Annotated in this window: 10 protein-coding genes; 1 reads left to right on the forward strand and 9 read right to left on the reverse strand. The window is 38.3% G+C overall.

Features of this window, described 5'->3' with window-relative positions:
- Positions 1 to 96: 96 nt before the first annotated feature.
- From OLM58_RS14655 to OLM58_RS14685, 7 genes are all read right to left on the reverse strand, one after another.
- On the reverse strand, positions 97 to 1,950 hold the full coding sequence (locus tag OLM58_RS14655) for a glycoside hydrolase family 35 protein (RefSeq protein WP_264529515.1): 1,854 nt from the start codon (positions 1,948 to 1,950) through the stop codon (positions 97 to 99).
- 87 nt (positions 1,951 to 2,037) lie between these two features.
- The gene (locus tag OLM58_RS14660) at positions 2,038 to 3,393 is read right to left on the reverse strand and encodes a Gfo/Idh/MocA family protein (RefSeq protein WP_230000595.1); all 1,356 of its coding nucleotides are present in this window, start codon (positions 3,391 to 3,393) and stop codon (positions 2,038 to 2,040) included.
- 96 nt (positions 3,394 to 3,489) lie between these two features.
- Positions 3,490 to 4,815, reverse strand: coding sequence for a DUF3472 domain-containing protein (locus tag OLM58_RS14665; RefSeq protein WP_264529516.1), 1,326 nt, complete (start codon positions 4,813 to 4,815; stop codon positions 3,490 to 3,492).
- A 100-nt stretch (positions 4,816 to 4,915) separates the two neighbouring features.
- Positions 4,916 to 6,613, reverse strand: coding sequence for a RagB/SusD family nutrient uptake outer membrane protein (locus OLM58_RS14670; protein ID WP_264529517.1), 1,698 nt, complete (start codon positions 6,611 to 6,613; stop codon positions 4,916 to 4,918).
- A gap of 10 nt (positions 6,614 to 6,623) precedes the next feature.
- Complete coding sequence (locus OLM58_RS14675; protein ID WP_264529518.1) at positions 6,624 to 9,704, reverse strand: SusC/RagA family TonB-linked outer membrane protein; 3,081 nt, start codon at positions 9,702 to 9,704, stop codon at positions 6,624 to 6,626.
- Positions 9,705 to 10,416: 712 nt separating this feature from the next.
- A complete protein-coding gene (locus tag OLM58_RS14680; protein ID WP_264529519.1) occupies positions 10,417 to 12,597 on the reverse strand; it encodes a M1 family metallopeptidase in 2,181 nt (726 codons plus the stop codon).
- A gap of 150 nt (positions 12,598 to 12,747) precedes the next feature.
- Positions 12,748 to 15,843 carry a DUF5107 domain-containing protein gene (locus tag OLM58_RS14685; protein ID WP_264529520.1) on the reverse strand — a complete coding sequence of 1,032 codons (3,096 nt, stop codon included), beginning with the start codon at positions 15,841 to 15,843 and terminating at the stop codon, positions 12,748 to 12,750.
- On the opposite strand from OLM58_RS14685, the gene OLM58_RS14690 reads away from it, so the two are divergent.
- Positions 15,844 to 15,993, forward strand: coding sequence for a hypothetical protein (locus tag OLM58_RS14690; RefSeq protein ID WP_264529521.1), 150 nt, complete (start codon positions 15,844 to 15,846; stop codon positions 15,991 to 15,993).
- A gap of 83 nt (positions 15,994 to 16,076) precedes the next feature.
- Here OLM58_RS14690 and OLM58_RS14695 read toward each other — a convergent pair whose 3' ends face one another.
- Positions 16,077 to 19,082, reverse strand: a complete 3,006-nt coding sequence (locus OLM58_RS14695) for a glycoside hydrolase domain-containing protein (protein WP_264529522.1) — start codon at positions 19,080 to 19,082, stop codon at positions 16,077 to 16,079.
- 139 nt (positions 19,083 to 19,221) lie between these two features.
- Positions 19,222 to 20,211 carry a c-type cytochrome gene (locus tag OLM58_RS14700; RefSeq protein ID WP_264529523.1) on the reverse strand — a complete coding sequence of 330 codons (990 nt, stop codon included), beginning with the start codon at positions 20,209 to 20,211 and terminating at the stop codon, positions 19,222 to 19,224.
- Positions 20,212 to 20,234: the final 23 nt, after the last annotated feature.

Below are 20,234 nucleotides of genomic sequence, written 5' to 3' on the forward strand. Positions count from 1 at the left end.
CAATAGTTTTAGGTAATTCTTAAAAAAAAAATTAAAAGTATTTGTAGTTTAAAGAAAATAGTGAGCTGCTGACTTTTTGGCTCGCCCTATGGTTTACTAACCATTTTCGGGTTTTAATTCCTCTAAAATTGGAGTAACCATTGTTTTTATTTCCTTTTGGATTTTTCCGTTTTTCTGTTCAAAGATCAGGATGGTGTTTTTGCCTTTTTTAAGCCAGCAGCCCGGAACATACAGTGTTTGCTGTGGGCCAACGCTCCAGTAACGCCCAATATTGATTCCGTTTACAAAAACAATTCCTTTGCCCCAGTCGCGCATGTCCAGGAAGGTATCTCCGGTTTTACTCAGATTAAAGTTTCCCTGATATACCGTAGGACGATCTGTTTTTGCTGAGTTTTTGTAAGCTGTTACATCCGGTTCCTGTGTCATTGGTAATTTGTACATTTTCCAGTTTCCGGTAATGGTTTCGCCATTAATAACTACGGGACTAATAATTCCTTTGTTATTGGCATTAATTTGAGAGCCGTAATTGATACGTCCCATATTCTCCACCAAAATATCTAGTGTTGCATTAAAAGGAACTTCAATTTCGCAATCGTATTTTTTATAGTATCGGTTCAGTTCTGCTACTTTTTTTCCGTTGACATACACGATGGCATAATCGCGCAATCCTTTTAGTTCCAGCTTCCCGCTAATAGGCTGTGTAAATCTTTTGCTGTACCAAACATAACCGTCTCCCTGATTGAGTTGTTCAAAAGTTAAAGGATTGTCTGCCGTTACGGGAGGGATTTTAGACTTTAAATCGGCTAAGTCAACGACTTTCGTTAAGGCAATATTCGGAATAGTGATCACAGGCATTTTTGCCGGAACAGCCGGAGTTTCATTGGTTTTAAGCAGGGCTCTTAACGCATTGTATTTTGGGGTTGCCCAACCTGCTTCACTAATTGGAGCGTCGTAATCGTAAGAAGTCATGTCGGGTTGAATGTCATGTTCTTTGTCGTAATTGGCTCCGGAAGTAAAGCCGAAGTTAGTCCCGCCATGTACCATGTAATAGTTGAATGAAACCTGATGGTCTAAATATTTTTGTGTTTGGCTAACAGTTTCTTCCGGAGTTTGTGTCGGGAAGGGTTCAGCCCAGTGATCCAGCCAGCCCGGATAAAATTCAGCCACCATATACGGACCTTGTCCGTTGTTGAATTGGTGGACCACATTTTTTAATTTCGCAATATCACTTTCGCCATTTGCTGTTGGGAGTGCACCGGGTAAAGCCCCGCCTTCAAACAACCAGCTTCCGTCTGAAGTAAAAAACGGTACTTCGAAACCAATATCTTTTAACTGCTGAAAAACGGCAGCACTGTATTTTTTATGCTCCTCAAGCGGAATATCTTTGCGTTGCGCTACATAGGATCCAAATTCGTTCTCGCCCTGAACCATAATAATAGGGCCTCCTTTGGTGATTTGTAAATTCTTAACCTGATGGTACAATTCGGTAAAATAAGCTTTAGTTGCGGCCAGATAGGCGGTGTTGTTTCCACGAATGATCATATCAGGAACATTTTGTAAAAACCACGGATAACCTCCAAATTCCCATTCGGCACAAACATAAGGACCCGGGCGTAAAATCACAAATAGACCTTCTTCCTGAGCCGTTTTAATATATTCGGCGAGGTTTTTATTTCCGGTTTTAAAGTCCCAGATTCCGGGTGCCGTTTCATGATAGTTCCAAAATACATAAGTGGCCACAGCATTTAAACCCATTGCTTTCATCATTTTTAAGCGATGACGCCAATAGGGCTGTGGAATGCGCGAGTAGTGCATTTCACCGGAATGAATTTGTATGGGTTTTCCGTTCAACAGGAAATTTCCATTAGCAATAGCAAAACTTTGTTTCTCTTGTGCTGTTGCACAAAGGATAAGAGAAAGAAACAGAAAGGTAAGGTATATTTTTTTCATCTTTAATTTTAATTAGTGTTGACTATAATGAACAAGAGAGCACTATAAATCGCGCCCTCTTGTTTCTACTAACTAACCAATAAATTTTTATTCTGAAAATTCTAATTTTTTCAACTTGTTCCATCCGCCACGTGTGAAATCCGGAATTTCTACAGGAGCTGAACCGTTGTCAAGGGAAATCTCGGTTAATGGACCTAAACAAGACCATTCGGCTAAGTCGTAAACGTCCATATCTAACGGAAGTCCTTTTTGCAGACAGTAAATCAAACGGTAATCCATTACGAAATCCATTCCGCCATGACCACCCACTTTTTTAGCCTGCTCTTCGATGTTTTTTACAATTGGGTGTTTGTATTTTTCCATTAATGCTTTTTTCACCTCTGCCGGAACAAAAGAGTGTGCACTTAATTTTTCGTGATTTGGTTTTACGTCGTCACCTAGTTCTTTGCCGTCTAAAGCATATCCTTCTAGTGGGTATTTGTTAGCAAAACCTTTTGTACCGCTTAATTGGTACATTCTGCTGTACGGACGAGGAGAGGTAACATCGTGCTGAATCTGGATTGTTTTTCCGTTTTCGGTACGAATCATGGTCATGGTGTGATCTCCATTTCTGAAATCTTTGATTTCTTTTCCTGATTTTTCTTTAATGTATGCCGGATTTCCAACTGCTTTAGTATCCATAGAAACTAAAAAGTTCATTTTGTCACCACGGTGAATGTTTAAAGCCTGACAAGCCGGTCCCATACCGTGTGTAGCATAGATGTCACCACGGTGTTTGATGTTGTAATCCATTCTCCAGTTGTTCCAGTATTCTCCCCAGAAAGGCTGAAGTCCGTGGATGTAAGATCCTTCGGCATGAAGAATTTCTCCAAACACACCTTGCTGCGCCATGTTTAATGTTGTAAGTTCGAAGAAGTCGTACACACAGTTTTCAAGCTGCATACAGTGTTTACGGGTTTTCTCGGAAGTATCAATAAGCTGCCAGATTTCTTCCATTGTCATTGCACCGGGAACCTCTATAGCTACGTGTTTACCGTCTTTCATGGCCTGAACGCCAATGATCGCATGGTGTTTCCAATCGGTAGCGATATATACTAAATCCACATTAGGTAAAGCGGTAACTTTTCTCCAGGCATTTTCGTCACCGTAAAACTCCTGAGCTTTAGGAAATCCGGCTTTGGTTAAGGTTTCGTTTGCTTTAGAAGTATTTTCCTGTGTCATATCACATAATGCGACAATTTCTACACCCGGAATATGTGTCATGCGCTCAACTGCTCCGGGACCACGCATTCCAAGACCTATAAAGGCAACACGAACGGTAGGTATTGGTGCTGTTGCCAAACGCAAGACGTCGGTTTGGCCTTTTGCACGGGCAGGTGTTTTGGTTTTAATCATTTGTGCCGATGCGTTTGTTCCTCCAAACAGAATACAGGCGGCTAACATGAATTTTAAAATACTAGTTTTCATAATGTATTATTTTGATTTGAAATGATTGATAATCTAAAATCCGATTATCGGGGATTATTGTTGTGAGGTATTTTATGGTAATGTATTGAAATTGATTTCCGGTTTTTTATTTGTTAATGGTTTTGTAAAAATAGTTTTTGGCGTGGTATAGTCATTAAAAAAGCCTCCATTTTTTAGATAAAAGAAACCATCTTCCGTTCCTCCGGCAAAATCCATTCGGTACTCTTTTACCCCTGTGTTGTCGTTTGTAAAGCGTGCTGAATTAACTTCGAACCAGTTGCCTTTTTCATCACAAACCCATTGATTATTGAACAGGACTTTGCGAGACAGATCTCCTTGTTCCGGGATGAAATTTTCCAGAAAGGAATGAAATCTTTTCAAATAGGTATTGGTTTGAGGACGATTAAAACTGGCAATTAATAACCATTTATTCAATTCGGGAGCGTAAAAGTAAGCGGTGTACGTGGTGGTGTTATTACCGGCAGGCAATCCGCGAAGTAAAAACTTATAGGTGTTTCCGGCTTTCCAGTTGTATTTCAGATAGCTTTGTCCTCCTGAGCCTTCGTTACCAAATTCGCCTGTGTGTACATTTTCGCCTTTTTTCAGTAGTTTAATTTTATGAGTTTCCGGAATACTGTTAGGATCGTCAGTTGTAAACGGGCTCCAAACCGAGAATAAAATTCTTCTTTCGGTGGCTGAGTTTACCTGAATTCCGAAGTAACCTTCGCCAAAACCATTTGCCATAAAGTAAGACCCGATTTTATCTTCGTTTTGAGGAACGGTAATTTCGTTGTAATACCACTCGGTGTTGGTGTTTTCGGGAGTCTGATAGTTTAAATGAACAGAAGGTCCACGACGTCCCCAATGATAAAAGTCACCTTCATTGTTGGGTACATAGGAGATTTTACCGTCAAAATCAGCACTTGCAATCGTTAGACGACTAATAGACGGGAAACGATCGCCGGTTTTACTGATTCCTTTTATTTTAACAGCAATATATCCTTCTTTTTTAAGGTTCCAGGTTCCTGCGATAACAGCCTTTTTTGAAGTGGTGAAGTTTACTTTTTTGGATTCATTATTAATCGAAAATTCCAGTTCTGATTTTCCATAAACTTCGACTGATTCTTCTACGGTAATTTGAAAGGTTCCGGGTTTGGAAATCCTGAAATAGGCGGTGAAAAACTCATTGGAATCCTTCCAGTTCTCGATGCCATTGTCTGTAATTGTATTAGTTTCATCTAAATGTTTAGAACTATACGCATTTCCACCAAGCGGTAGAGAAATTGTCGTTTTTGGATTTTCTATGGTTTCATTTTTCGATGGTACATCATCATTGCTGCCAACGCAGGAAACCGAAACTAGAAAAGAAGCAAAAAACAGGTATACTATTTTTTTCATTTGTTGCGATTAAGTTATTATAAATGTATTCTTCTTTTTTAAAGTAACCTCTCTAATTGACCAAATTAGAGAGGTTTCAAAACAAACAATAAATAAAAAACTATGGGTTTTGTGTTAAAGTTCCAGGGTAAGCATTAACTTCAGATTGCGGGATGTATTGTACCACACGAGGGCTTGTCGCCGGAATGTCATTCATTGGTAAGTGAGGACCCGGGTAACGGCGTGTCATGGTCTGTCCGTTTCTGTAAACGTCATAACCACGGTGTGCTTCAAAAGCCAATTCTAACTGACGTTCTTCATCAATACGCTGTACAGCGTTTGTACTGTTTAAGGATGTATAACCTCCACCAACAATTGATCTTTCACGAATAATGTTCAGGTTAGTCAAAGCATTAGAGTAATCTCCTTTTTTTGCATAAGCTTCGGCCATGTTCAGGTACATTTCGGCTAATCTTGAGATGATAGGCGAGTGTAGGTGTGAATCATTATTTTGTAAAGAACATTTTGTGATATAAAACATTGGATAGACACGGTTTAAAAGCATCATATAATCTTTCTCTCCAGTATAGGTTTTCCCCTGATAAGAGATGGAGTATTGATTTTCGGCTGCATTTACAACGGTAAGGTTGTAGTCTGTAGTTCCAATGGTTATAAAATACGATCCGTCGGCTTTTGTTTTTAAAGGCTGCTGCACATAATTGTATCCGGTTTGTGTACCGCCGGCATTGAAAACATCTGTGATAAAACGGAAAGCTTCTGTTTTATTTCCACTGGCATCTTTGGTGTATTGCGGATCAATAAAGGCCCAACGAGCATCTTTTTTAAGTCCGGCTTTTCTCAATAAATCAAGGTATTCTCCGCTGGCATACATCTCTCCCCATCCTTGTCCCTGAATATTGGCATACATTCCTCCAATTCCATAATAGTGGTCGAAGCCTGAATATTCTGAAGCTACTCTTTTTACTGCAAAAATAGTTTCAGTTTGTTCAGCAGCATCCGGTGCAAAAGTATTGTATTTCATAAAGTTTGCTCGGCTCAACAGGTTGTATCTGCCGCTCATGATTACTTTTTTTGCATAATCAATAGCAAGTGTTGCATACTCCTGATTTGGCGTTTCATAGGTACCACTCATGTACAAATAGACTCTTGAAAGCATAGCCTGAGCCGCTTCTTTGGTAGCATAAGCAGCAGATTTACCAACCGTCATTAAGGCTTCCGCTTTTTTCAAGTCGTTAATTGCCTGGTCGTAAGTGTTTTTTACAGTAGAACGATCCGGAAGTCTCAAATTATAAAGATCTGCCGGTAGACCGTTTACAATCGGCACACCTAAATTAGTCTCAGGTGATTGTGCGTAAGGTCTTCCGTACGTACGGCATAAGTAAAAATAAATCATGCCTCTTAAGTAATAAGCTTCTCCTAATTGTTGGTCGATAGCAGGGCTTTCTCCTTCTTTAATAGATGTTATCAAATCGCTTGATTGTGAAATGATTTTGTAACCATTGTTCCAGAAAGTAGATAATCTGTTATTGTCGGGAACATGCTGATAGGAAATAAAAGAGTAAAAGTGATCTGTAGAAGTTCCTCTAATCATAATGTTGTCTCCCGGATATTCACCAACACGGTGCATCACATCTGACCAGGTTTTTAATTGGGCATAACATCCGTTTAGTAATACTTCTACCGAAGCTTCTTTATCTTGTTGTATTTTATCTTTTGTATAGGAAGAAAAAGGTTCTCTGTCTAACTCACATGAGCTCAGAACACTAATTGCAATACCTAATAGTAATATCTTTTTCATGATTTTGATTTTATAACGTTAAGTTGAGACCTAGTGTAATTTTACGAGTTTGCGGATAAATATCTGAGGCTACGCCCGAAATTACATATTGTTCTGTAGCAGCGTTCCAATTTGGTGACAACTCAGGGGTTACACCTGAAAAATGTGAGATGGTGAATAAGTTTTCTCCGGTTATAAATAATCTTAAGTTGGTAATATGTAAATGTTGTAACGGTATGTTATACCCCAAAGAAAGACTTCTCATTTTTAAATAAGTTCCGGTTTCTAAGAAACGGGAAGAGGATTTCTGAGAGTTGCTCGGGTTGTTGTAAATCGCCTGTGGGTGTGTAGCAATATCACCCGGTTTTTCCCAACGGCTCCATCCGGTTTGCAGATTCATTTGGTTTCTGTCAGAATAGGCACCATCTGAGTCAAATTCTGATCTGGCATAGTTGTAGATTTCACCTCCAACAGAATAACTGAAAATAGCGGCAAAATCAAAGTTTTTATAGTTCAGGCTGGTTGAGAATCCTCCGAAGAAATCGGGAGTGTAGGAACCGATTACTTTTTTAAATTTAGAAGCTTCACCATAACTATAAGTTTTTACACGCTCACCGGCAGTATTTGTTGTGAACCATTGTGGTTTCCCATTCTCCGGATCAACGCCAGCCCATTCCGTAAGGAACCAGCTGTCTACATCGTAACCAGGTTTCCATAATTTATCAGCTGCTCCTGAAATACCACTACCATCAGGGGCGATTATTTCTTGTTTGTCTCCATACAGACGTGTGACTTTGTTCTTGTTAAACCCAATATTGGCATCAAAGGACCAAACCAAATCTTTAGTTTTGATAATGTCTACATTAACCGAGGCTTCGAATCCTCTGTTGTTTACAGCCCCAACATTTCTCCAGATACGGGTTACCCCGATAACTCCCGGAAGTGGAACCTGATACAATAAATCAGAAGTATCTTTATCGTAATAATCTAAAGTAATGTTTACTCTGTTGAAAAGACTTATATCCAGACCCACACCGGTCGTAAATGTTTTTTCCCAGCTTAGATCAGGATTGGCTAATTGTGAAATTAAGGCACCAGGGTTTTCATCATAGCTATAATCAAAAGTATATAGTGGCAAGTGGCCGTATAAGCTGTTTGGACGATTCCCTACAGAACCATAACTCGCTCTTAGTTTTAAGTTGTTCACCCAGTCCGCTTTAAAGAAAGCTTCATTGTGAATGTTCCATCCACCACTAATAGAGAAGAAATTACCGTATTGTGCATTTTTACCAAAATTCGATGCTCCGTCACGTCTGAAAGAAAATTGTGCCAAATAACGATTATCATAGGTATAATTTACATTTGATAGTAAGGATTGTACGGCCCATTGTTTTTTGTTCCCGTTTACAGCTTCAGGTTTTGCAGCGGGGTCTGTTACACTAATTCCAGGAGGAATACCTGTTGCAATTGCCTGTGTTTTTTTGAAATTATATTCATTCCATTCATAACCTGCAACAGCATTCACATTATGTACACCAAACGACTTGTTGAATCTTAATAATTGATTAGTATATAGTTTGTTATAAGTTTCAAATTGGTCTTCTATTCTCCCTTTTACGGCTAAGGCCGAGGAGGATCTAGGATCCGAATAGGCTGTTGAATTGTAATTGTCGAAGATATAATTGTTTACAGAAGAATACGTCAGCCAGCTTGTTAATTTTGCATCGAAATCCATATTGGCACGAACACTATATTTCTCTGATTCAGAATAATTCCATTGTAAATCATACAAATAGTTAGATCCGGTCGTATTTACCCAGGTTGGGTTGGGTGCATTTCCTACCAATGACCCGTCCGGTAAATAAGGACTATCCCAAGGCAGGTTGCGATACATAGCACCTACACTATGTTGTTGATCGTATACTTTTTCGCGGGTTAAATTGATCTGTGGTTTTATAGTCAGCCATGAAATTGGTTTGTATTCAAATTTCATCAAACCGTTGTATCTTTTGTAATCGTAGCCCTTTACAGCTCCGGTTTCATCATAAACTCCTAAGGAAACATAACTTTTGAAGTTTTCTCCACCACCACTAATCGATAAGTTGTAATCCTGAGCAATACCGGTTTTAGTACCATTTTTCCACCAGTCGTAGTTTTTGTTTCTTAATTCAGGAGTCCACCACCAAACATTTTGAAAATCTTGTTTGTTCGCAAAAGAATCATAAAAGTCATATAATTCAGATCCGTTCATCATTTTGAGATTTCCATTGTTTACGGTCGAGATTGCTGTTCTTGAAGAGAAATTAATAGTTGATTTCCCGGCTTTACCGCTTTTTGTGGTGACTACAATTACCCCATTGGCTCCTTGTGAACCATAAACAGCTGTAGAAGCGGCATCTTTAAGAACCGTCAAATTTTCGATGTCAGAAGGATTCATTGGAGGGGAACTGTTTCCCACAATTACACCATCGACTACCCATAGAGGATCCGTACTTCCGTTTACAGTACTTCTACCTCTAATAACTACTTTTGAAGCACCGCCAGGCTGACCTCCACTGGTACTGACGAAAACTCCGGTTGCTTTTCCTGCCAATAAGTTTTCGACATTCGGAGTAGTAACATCCAATAATTTTTTATTATCTAAAGTTTGTAATGATCCGGTTAAACTTTCCTTTTTTACTTTGCTGTATCCTACGATAACAACTTCGTCCATCTGCTGTCCGGCTTCTTTCATCGTGACTTTGATTGTGCCATTTCCAGCTGGGATTTCCTGATCCTGCATTCCTAAAAAGGAGAATACTAAAATGGTGTTGGCATTTGGTATCTCGATGGCAAAGCTACCGTCGATATCCGTTTGAACCCCTGTTTTGGATCCTTTTATAATAACATTTACACCGGGAATTGGAATTCCTTTGTCGTCTACAACTTTACCCTTCACTATTTTTTGGAAGGCCAGTAAACTGGTTTTGTTTAAAGAAATCTCTTTTGAGGGAGCAGCAGTTGTAATTTGAAAAGTTACGGACAACAAGGTACACAATGTTGTTTTTAAACTTTTATCAAGTACTGTCTGCAACTTTAAAATCTTAGGATTTTTTGAAAGTGCTTCTTTCATACTTCTGTTTGGTTTTTGGTTAATGATTGTTTTTTGCGGTTATTTTTTGTTGTAATTATTGTGTTGATTTTTTACTCTTTTGTATCCTAAAAAGACTTTTTAAAGAAGGAAAAATCCTATATGATATTTTAACTACTTGACGAAACTATTGATTATATTTTTATTAACCAAGAAAAAACACAAAAAATGTGCTCGAACACACGAATTTTGTGTTCTCGAGCACATTTTTTTACGGAATCACCTGAAATTGGTTCTGAAAATAGATAAGCTACATAGTGAGTAAAAAATGGAGATTGAAGTGAAAAGTGAGAATTTTACGGGTAATTGTAATTGTTTCTTGTAAAAAGAATTAATTCATTTAAAAACCGGTCTTATTTATGTAAATAATGTTTTTTTGAATTACGGTGCTGTGAAGTGAAAAAACTATAAAATCCCTATTTTTTTAGCTGATTTATAGCAGTGAAATTGGATTTTTTGGAATAGAAAAAATTAGAAGATTTAGAAGAGTTTCGGGTCATAAATAGAGACACCATATTTGGCTACTAAATAACCACTTAAGATAAAAATTATATTTGAGGGTTTTAGATAAAAAAAGCCTCTCTAAGTAAATCAGAGAGGCTATAGAAACAATATTTTTAAGTACTAATTACAAAACCTTGTTTCTTTGTTATTTTAAGTAAGGTTATACCGGTATTGAAGTTTTACCCATTACTTACTTTTGATTGTTAAATTCTTTAATTAAAGGTGTTATGTGATTTTTGGTGTCTTCGTCTAAAGCTGCTTTTATTTTATCTGCTTCTTCCGGGGCATATTTCGACAATCCGAAGATTCCTGCCGCGGCCACATTATACGATTGATTTTTAGTACTTTCAACCATTAAACTTTTGTAAGCAGCATCACCTGTTCCGGCAAGTTTTATAATGGCCGCAGCTCTCGTGCTGGTTTTTTTATCGTTTTGAGCAATGTTCAATAAGGTCTTAAGTGCGGCATCTTTTATAGCATTGTCTCCCAAATCAATTGCCCGGATACTGCGTGTTCTTAAATCGTCTCTCTGATCTTGTAAACCAGCTAAAAGAATCAGCTGTGCCTCATGACTTTTGTCTTTTGCCGCAAATTTTATCGCTTCAATTCGGTTGTAATAAGTAGGAACGTTTTTGTATTGATAGAGATAATCGGATATATTTTTGTTGTCAATGACTTTACCCACTAAAATTTTGTCCGGATCTAGATCGATGAAATCCGGTTTTGAAGGTAAGTCAAAACTGAAATTCTGCTCTCTTTTTTCAATTAAAATATCTTTTCTGACTTTGGTTCCATTAACATAAAAATCTACTTTTAACGGAAGGGTAAAGGTCTGTACCGAACTTTCCTGAACTTGTTTTACTGCCATTGTTGCTTTTCCATCGGCATAACCGTATTCAATATTTAAAATAGGATTTCCACCCTGAAAGTACCATTGGTTAAAATAAGGACTCCAGTCTTTTCCGGTTACTTCTTCCATTGCTAAACGCAATTGGTGACTTTCTCCCGTTTTGAATGCATTGGTCGTTAGATATTTATTTAAAGATTTAAAGAAGGCAGCATCACCCATTTGATTTTTTAAGGCATACAAGATGATAGAACCTTTGGAGTAACTGATGTTGTCAAACATATCTTCTTTGTTGCCATAATGAAAACGTGCCAAAGGCGGACTAACTCCTTCTTTGGATGAACGCAGACAGTTTTGTAGTTTTTCATAACGAGAGCGGTCTTCGGCATCCTGTCCTTCATCATACCCGTGCCAAAGGACTTCACCAAAAGTAGCAAAAGATTCGTTCATGGTTAAGTTCGACCAGGATTCAGCAGTTACATAATCACCAAACCACTGGTGAAAAAGTTCGTGCGCAATAGTACTTTCCTGATTATCATCGAGTAATTCTCTTTCGGTTTTTTGTACGTGCTCACCATGTAAGGTTGCCGAAGTATTTTCCATGGCACCCGAAACGTAGTCTCTTGCTACAATCTGAGCATATTTTCCCCATGGATATTCTACCCCAAGCATTTTGCCGTAAAACTTCATCATATCCGGAGTTTTTCCAAAAATTTGTTTGGCGTAGGGCGCATACTTTGGCTCCAGATAATAACTAACTTCCTGTCCGTTATAAGAATCTTTGTAAATCTTAAAATCACCAACAGCCATCATAAAAAGGTAAGGTGAATGCGGCAGTTCCATTTTCCAGGTATCGGTACGCGTACCATTTTTATTGGCTTTTTGGGAGATTAGTTTTCCATTGGAAAGCGAAGTGTATTTGCTGTCAACAGTCATGGCAATTTCAGAAGTTGTCTTCTGATTGGGTTTGTCAATTGTCGGGAACCATGCTGATGAGGCCTCTGTTTCACCCTGCGTCCAGATTTGAACCGGTTTGTCGCCTTTTCCGTCAGGGTTTATAAAATACAAACCTTTCGCATCCGTTATGGCAAGACTTCCTTTCACTTTAAGTTCGTCCGGTTTTGCGGTATAATCGATGAAAATGGTGTATTTTTCGGTACTTTTATATTTTCTGTTTAAGGTGATAGAAAGCTGTTCATTGTTGTAAGTATATTTTAACGGAATAGTTTTTTTACCATCAACAATAGCTATAGTTTTAAATTCCATTCCTTTAGCGTCCAACGTAAGAGAATCGGTATCATAAAAATGAGGTTTTAAAGTCAGCCATTCCTTTCCGTATAAATAACGTTTTCCATAATCAAAAGATACGTCCAGTTTAGTGTGTACAAGGTCATTTACTTTTAATGGGGTAACCTGATAAACAGATAATGGGTTTTTGGTCTGATCGCTATTTTGGGCCATCGCATTTTGCCCGGCAATAAGGAAAAGACTAAAAAGAGAATACTTTAAAAATTGTTTGTTCATTTGTTGGTTTTTAGAATGAGTATTTTGATTGATTATTATATGTTTTTAGTAAAGCGATTGAAATATAGTTTTTAAGGCTTCAAAAAAGTATTTTATTTGCCATAAAACTCGCATTTTTCTTTCGAAAAATACAATTTTAACCGAAGTATTTTATAGTTTTTCTATAATTCGAACTTCACCATCTTTCTCCTCTTCGGTTAAAATATTGGATTGTTTTTTACGGTACGTTTCAAAAGTCCATTGTACAATTTTATTGTCAGGATATAACTTTGCTTGTTTTTGCAGCCATTCCTCAGCTTTTTGTGCTGAAGAAGTTTTTTCGATTGCCCAGGCTGTAATTAGTTGATTGGCCGGAAGAAAATTCATAACCGTATTGTCTACTTTTGGTTGAAAAGCAATAATATTTTGTAATGCGGTTTTTGCTTTGTCGGTATCGTCCAAGCTCGTGTAACATTGATAATTGAGCCAATTTTCGAGCCTTTCGTCAATATCTTCGTCATAGGGTTTTCCTACTCCTAAATTTTCCGGCCATAATTTAGCATCCGAAATCAATTGTAATGCTTTTTTGTATTGCTTGTTTTTCATTTCGGCCAAAGCCTGCATCAGTTTTGCTTCATGATACAATTGACGTCCTGCAGTAGCGCCTTCAAACGGAAGGATTTCCAGTTTGGTGAGGAAAGCATCTGCAGCAGTGTATTTTTTGTTCAGGAGCAGTGTTTTGGCATATAACATCCCCATTAAATAATTTTGAGGATGTTTTTTATAGAAAGGCTCTGCGGTTGCCAGTGCTTTATCAAATTGTTTTTGGGCAATATAGTATTCGGTTAAAAGTTTAGGATATCTCCAGCTTTGACCGTCTAATGTAATCGCTTGCTGCAGACTGGATAAAATCAGTGACGTGTCATTTTTAAATAACGAAGCTTTGGCCCCATAAAAAGCAGGATCAGCAGGCAGATTGGCACATTGTAAAAACAAGTCTTTTGCTTTTGATACATTATCGCGATTCCATTCGATTAAAGCCAAATGATACTTCAATTGCCACTGATTGTTCGTTTTGATTAATTTCTCCAAAATTTCAGCCGTCTCTCCACGGAAAGGGAAACTAATTTCGGGCTGGATTTTGCTTAGATCAACCACTTTGTTTTCTAAAAAAGCTTTCCAATATACAATTTCAGCATTTGGAAGGGCAAGTGAAAGCACTTTTAAAGCTTCTTCTTTACGACCTATTTGCGTATACCATATTCCTAACTCCAGATACGTTTGCTGTGGCATTTCGTTTTGGATCAAAGCCATAAAATGCTTTTTTGATACCTCTGACAAATCCCAAAGACATTTTTCAAAACCAACAAAATGATTAAGAGGATCAACGTGATTTATCGCATTGAGAATTTCGACTGCTTTACTTTTATTATTTTGCAGACGATACAATACGGCTAGTAATTGCAGACTTTCTAAATTATCCTGATTGTTCGCTAAACTTTTTTCGGCATATTCAGCTGCTTTTGCAAGATCGTTTTCCCTAAAGTAAATTTTGCTTAAGGCGGTATAAGCAGAACTTCGGAATTCAACGCTTGCTGCTGCGATATCAAAACCGTCTTTGGCATCGGTAGTATTGCCTAAATGCAGATTGGCCAGTCCGTAATAATAATTGGCAGCAGGATGATACGTATCAATGGATAAAGCTTTACTTGTTGAATGGACAGCTTCGCGGTATTGAAATTTACGAATTTGTAAAATGGCTAAATCAGCGAGAGCAGGAGTGTAGTTGGGATCTTTTTGAAGACAGGCTGTTAATTTTTCTTCTGCTTTGATATAATCTTTAAAACTAAGATAATTTTTTCCCTGCAGGTACAATCCGTACACCGAGTTATGGTCAAAATCTTTAGGAATTTCCAATGGACGGTTTAGATTTCCATCTTCGGGAGCCGAATTCCACACGAGTTTATTTTCGCCAAGTGTTAGTTTTAATTGGTTTGGATCAACAGCAATCTGAATAGAATCTTTGAAGGATTGTAATGTATTTACCGAAATATCTTTGGAATAGATTTTTTTGCCATTATCAAATACTTCCAGTTTTTCGTTTAGTTTTTGAAGCGGAGAAAAATAGATTTTCAACCAGCCATTTTCATTTTTTACGTTTATTGCGCCATAGTTATTGGCTTTCACAAATCCTTTGGTTTGTTTCACCGGAAACCAGTATTCTGTCCATAAATCCGTTTGATAAGGGGCGAAGGAACGTTGCTTGAAAGGGGTCAAACTACTGCCTTCACTTGCCTGATTGAACAGTCTTCCACTTTGAACTTCTACATATTGACCGTCGGTATCGGTTAATAATTTTTCCCAGATCATTCCTTGCTGAGACAGTCCCCAGATCCATATTTTTTTACCGGGTTTGTCGTCGTGATTGCCATATCTTCCCATTCCGAAATCTTCGTCATGGTAATATCCACCAAAGAAATCGTCGTATTTGCCAAAGACATGATACGATTTGTAACCGCCAAAATTATTGTTTTTATAGAACGAAAGGTCTTTGCCGTTTTCTTTGTCAATGGGCCACGAATTATGCTCGCCATTGTGTCCGATATAACTTTGTCCCGGATAAATAAACTGTAGACTTTCAGCAGCTTTTATGCCGGTATTCATCCAGGTATAATAAGGCTGCTCGGTTTCGGTTGAATTGAACCAGAAGGAATTTGTGGTGAAATACGCTTTGTCTTTGGGTAAATTGATGTCCAGTTTCCAGGACGTTCTCGTTAGCAGATCCAATACGCCAATCACACAACTTATACTTCCGTCTGCTCTGGTTAGCGTGATATAATCAACGGGAGTAGCGCAGTTGGGAGTGTGTCCGATGATACCATAATTACCCTCGACACCACCGCTTGTCCAGGGACCGCGCATGGCAATGTCTCTGAATTTAATCACATGATTGTTGTAAATAAAGTCCTTTCCGGTTGATTTCTCAACAGCCGACCAAACTTTTCCGCCAATTTCAGGAAGAATCATGAGTTTGATGTAATCATTTTCAAGTTCGATTACTTTCCATTCTTTTTGCACAGGTTTATCCGTAAAACCGTCAAATCGAAAATACGGATACACTTTTGTGTCCGGTTTCGGAATGGGATCAGGGTCTGAAAACGGGTAAGTGGTGAATACTTTTTTGTATTCTTTTATGGTCGGTTTATTTTGTGCGTTGACAAACAGGCTTCCAAGGAGTAAAACTGATAAAAAGGGTTTAATTTTCATATGGAGAGCTATTTATGGTTTATGGTTTATGGTTTATGGTTTGTTGTTTATGGTTTGTTGTTTGCGCAATCTTGTCATTCTGAGGAACGAGGAATCACACAGGAAACTCCGTACAGAATGTCGCCAATCTTTGTCGAATTACTACTGTGATTCCTCGTTCCTCGGAATGACAAACAAGATGTATAATTGTCATGAAATTGAAGTCATCTCACATTTTACATTTTACATCTCCCTTATTTAACAATTAATAGCCAGCCTTTTCCTTTTGATACCGGTATTTCGTCTTTTGCTGTGAAGGTTTGTGCCGGTTGGAAATTCAGAATTTCAGGGGCAGTTATAGTTGCTTTTGCCGGATTGATTCCTAATTTTTTCCAGTCGATATTTAGTTTCACTTTTACATCCGTATCGGCCCAGCTTGCGATAGAAATTAAGGCAGTTCCGTTTTTTTTGTAAACTGTTGCGAGTACTTTGTCGTTAGCCGTTTTTACCGGACAGTTTTCGCTCCAGTACCCAATCATTTCAGAACCTTTAATTCCAAAAGTATCCCATAATTTCCAGATAGGTCTTGGGTCGGCATTATGGCTCCATGGCATTCTGTTGGTCATTCCGTAAACCATTCCTCTCCATGGGTTTCCTCCGTCCTGTAGCATTTCACCCATTAACCCGAAAGGAATTCCGCTTACTTCGGTCAGGAAAAAGTCAGGATTGTTTTTTTCGTAATCAAAATATTCTCCAAACCACAGTTTGTTGATGTACGGAAAGTGTTCCATGTACAAATTGGCGCTGTTATTAAATCCATCACTTTTGTTGTATTGATTAGCACTGTGGAGGTCAATAATTCCAGGGTGTCCGTCTTTGGTAAGGACTCTTTTGATTCGTTTCATAGTAATTCTGTCAAAAGCAACATCATCAAGATAAACACCATCGATACCCACATTTTGTGTCAGCCAGTTCATGCCTTCCACATAATAATTGTGCCAACGATTCATTCCGCTGTTTACAATTGCTGCGTCTTTAATTTCAGGTACAAACCAGGCTGCAATATAATCGTCTCCCACATGTTCCTGCAGCCAGGAGAATCCGCCTCCTTTACCCGGAGAGTAAATTTCATGACCTAAACTTCTTAAAGCAAAAGTCTCGTAAGCTTTGTTTGAAACCTCTCTGACGGTATTGTAGATTTTTACTTTTAATCCTTTTTCATGCGCTTCATCGATATAACTTTTCATTTTTTTAAATTCAATGAAAGGATAATTGATGTACGGATTGATGGCATTGGCATGGTGAATATTAATTACTGTTGCTCCTGTTTTTGCAATCGTATCGATATCGCTGTATTTGTGATAAAACTTAGTATCCCACTGAAAATCGGTATTAATGGTGTGGAAAGGCGTGATTAGTAAATTGAAATTATAATACAAAACATCTCCTTTTTTCATGTTTCGGGCGCCGCTGTACGCATTCACCAAAACCGATTTTGGATTGGGAGTGATGGTAATTCCTCCTTTATTTTCGTTCCCCCAGGAAGTGGGAAGCAATAAAGGTTTCTGTAAATAGAAATTGGTGTTTAACGGACGGCTGTATTTCTCGTCGCGTAACGAAAATTGTAATCCTGAATTTACATTTCCAATCCAGGCCCCATCCTGATTTTTGTGCGCAACATCCCATTTCCAGTCGAAATTGGCAGGACGATCGCCTCCTTTTTGACCTAATCCCATCATGTATTTTGCAGAAGAGGGCTGAATTGGCATTTGGAAATTGATATCGTTAAAAACAGCATCTTCAAGTGCCGTAATTTTTACAGTGTACGTTAAAAAGCCATCAAATTCTAGGGAAGCATTCACATCCATTTCAAGTGATTTTGAAGTAGAAGTACTTTCCCAGGAAACGGTTCCGCTTTCTTTTTTCAGAAATTTGAGCCCTGTGTTCTTCCATTGTAACGATTCTTTACCAGAGGCATCCAAAAAATGAAAAGCTAACGGGGCACTTAAAATGTCATTGGCTTTTGAACCAATTGTTGTCATTTCAGGTGTGAAATAAGTTTGAATTTGTATTGGAAAACCATTGGAACCTAAAATTAATTTTCGACCTAATAGAGCGATTTCCGAATCTTTTACAGTTAATGGCGTGTAAGGAGCAATAACCGTATTTTCTTGTGCCAGAGTAGAATTCAGCCATTTCAAACGTGTCATTTTCTCAGGAGAATCGATGCCACCGTTTTTAGTAATTTCATTGGTTACTTTTATCTGAAGCACAATGTCTTTTGATTTTCCATCAGCAATTACGGTAGCTTTACCGCTGTAGGTTCCTGCTGCTGCAGTTTCCGGAACATTGATGCCACACCATAGGGCTTGTACTTTTCCTTTTGAAACCGAAACGGTATTGGTAAAAATAGCTCCATCGTATTTTGTTCCGTCAGTATTGATACAGTTCAGCTCTTTCGCTTCAATTAGGGCTCCGGTAGAACTGATTAAATTCGAAAAGGTAACTTTTACGTTGTCAATATTCTGTAGGGCATAAACGCCCAGTTGAAAGGTCAGATATTCACCTCTTAGCGCCGTATCCGAAAAGGTATTTTGAACGCCTTTTTGAATCCATCTTTGTGGTAAATCATTTTTCATTCGAATAGAATACAAGCGGTCTTCGGGGAAAACCAGGAAAGAACTGCCGCTGTTTTTGGCAATAAGATCTTTAGTTTCGGCCGCAGTTGCGATTACTTCCATCGGATAAAAACTGTTGAACGCATTTACACTCTGAATTTCGGTAACTGTACAATTGTCAGTTAAATTGGATTTGATTTTAGCAAGCCATTGCGCGTCTGCTTTATCTTCTGGTTTAGCGTAAACTCCTTTTGGATAGTTAGCGTCACCTTCGTCAATGTATGGCATGTAATACACATAATACGTTCCTTTGCCTGAAATAGGTTCGAAGAAAATAGTACCGCTTTCTCTGTTAATGTCGGTTGTTTTTATGTTTGAAATGGTTTTGCCTGAAGCATCCTGAACAATGATTTTTTTCAGTTCGGGTTTTTCGTCTCTTCTGCGCCATTCGATCGTAGTTTTGGCTACATTTCCGCTGCCGGTAAAGGCTACTGCAACTCTGTGATTTCCCAATAAGTTAGGGTTCCAGCTGTCGTTGCCGTCCGAGTATTTTATTTGCGCGGTTAACGAAATACTGAAAACGAATAGGCATAGAATGGATAGTCTACTCAAAATGGGTTTGTTTTTTAGGTTTGTTTTCATTGTCTTATTATGTGAGTTGTGGGTTTTGAGTTATTAGTTTTGAGTTATAGAGGATAAGCTACAAACGGTTTATATTTTAGAGTTATAGGTTTCGGACAATAAACAATTAAACGATTAAACAGTTAACCGATTAACCATACTAATATACTGCTTTCCAGCCATTTTTTTTCCAGTAGGCGATAATGGGTTTATAGGGTCCGTATTTGTGTTGTTCTTCTGAGAAGTTATCACTGAAAGGGCTGTGTGCATAATCAATTGGTTTCCCCATTTTATTGGGATAATCGAATGTTTTAGGATTAGGTCTGTCGTGTACGGAATCATCATTTACATAGGCTGCAATATCGAGTGCCTGCAAGTCGGTGAGATACGGTTTTCCCGGACTGACTTTATCGTATGGCATGTTGCTTTTTAACCACTGTGCCTGTTTGATTACTCTGTGCATGCTTGAACCCGGCTGATATCCGTATTGTCCCCAAAGAGGCGGGTAGGTGTAGCCTGATTGGTCGGCATTGTACTGACCTTCTCCGTTGTTTCCGTGGCAGCGGGCGCAATTTTCGATAAACAGGGCTTTTCCTCGTTCAGGGCTTGCGGCTACATCCGGAAATTCAATTTCCAGATTTTTGGCGCCTTTAAAATCTCCATCTTTCGGAACAAATTTGCTGATCCATTTAAAGTAGGATAAAAAAGCGACCATTTCTTTGCTGTCCAGCGGAAGCGGTTTCCCGGAATGTGGACGCATGATACAATTGTTAACCCTTTCGGCCAGAGTAAGGACCTTATTTTCACGTCCGCGATATTGTGGATAATTGTCGTGTGAGGACATTAAATTAAAGGCATAAGGTTTTGTTCCTGCATCCTGGTGGCAGTTGGTACAATTCATTTTGTTGCCTAAATATTTTCCTTTGATGCCGTTTGGACCAATATAATAAGCGGTTTTTAGCATTAACTCTCTTCCATAACGAACGGATTCTCCAAATGGATCGTCCGGAATTTTTGAGGTGTCAATGGTAATATATGAATCATCATCAGCAGTTTTGTTTGCTAAAGTCTGTGAATTAGATGTATTGCACGAATTGAAAACAACAATTGGAAATGCTACAAACAGACCAATAAGGATTATTTTTTTCATGTTTTTTATTTTTTTAATACGTC

This window comes from Flavobacterium sp. N502540, from assembly GCF_025947365.1.
GTDB lineage: Bacteria > Bacteroidota > Bacteroidia > Flavobacteriales > Flavobacteriaceae > Flavobacterium.

What these genes read in the sequence shown, in the direction of transcription:
- OLM58_RS14690 (WP_264529521.1), top strand. Translation starts at nt 15,844, where the DNA reads ATGGAGAGCTATTTATGGTTTATGGTTTATGGTTTATGGTTTGTTGTT.
- OLM58_RS14660 (WP_230000595.1), bottom strand. Translation starts at nt 3,393, where the DNA reads ATGTTAGCCGCCTGTATTCTGTTTGGAGGAACAAACGCATCGGCACAA.
- OLM58_RS14670 (WP_264529517.1), bottom strand. Translation starts at nt 6,613, where the DNA reads ATGAAAAAGATATTACTATTAGGTATTGCAATTAGTGTTCTGAGCTCA.
- OLM58_RS14675 (WP_264529518.1), bottom strand. Translation starts at nt 9,704, where the DNA reads ATGAAAGAAGCACTTTCAAAAAATCCTAAGATTTTAAAGTTGCAGACA.
- OLM58_RS14665 (WP_264529516.1), bottom strand. Translation starts at nt 4,815, where the DNA reads ATGAAAAAAATAGTATACCTGTTTTTTGCTTCTTTTCTAGTTTCGGTT.
- OLM58_RS14685 (WP_264529520.1), bottom strand. Translation starts at nt 15,843, where the DNA reads ATGAAAATTAAACCCTTTTTATCAGTTTTACTCCTTGGAAGCCTGTTT.
- OLM58_RS14695 (WP_264529522.1), bottom strand. Translation starts at nt 19,082, where the DNA reads ATGAAAACAAACCTAAAAAACAAACCCATTTTGAGTAGACTATCCATT.
- OLM58_RS14680 (WP_264529519.1), bottom strand. Translation starts at nt 12,597, where the DNA reads ATGAACAAACAATTTTTAAAGTATTCTCTTTTTAGTCTTTTCCTTATT.
- OLM58_RS14700 (WP_264529523.1), bottom strand. Translation starts at nt 20,211, where the DNA reads ATGAAAAAAATAATCCTTATTGGTCTGTTTGTAGCATTTCCAATTGTT.
- OLM58_RS14655 (WP_264529515.1), bottom strand. Translation starts at nt 1,950, where the DNA reads ATGAAAAAAATATACCTTACCTTTCTGTTTCTTTCTCTTATCCTTTGT.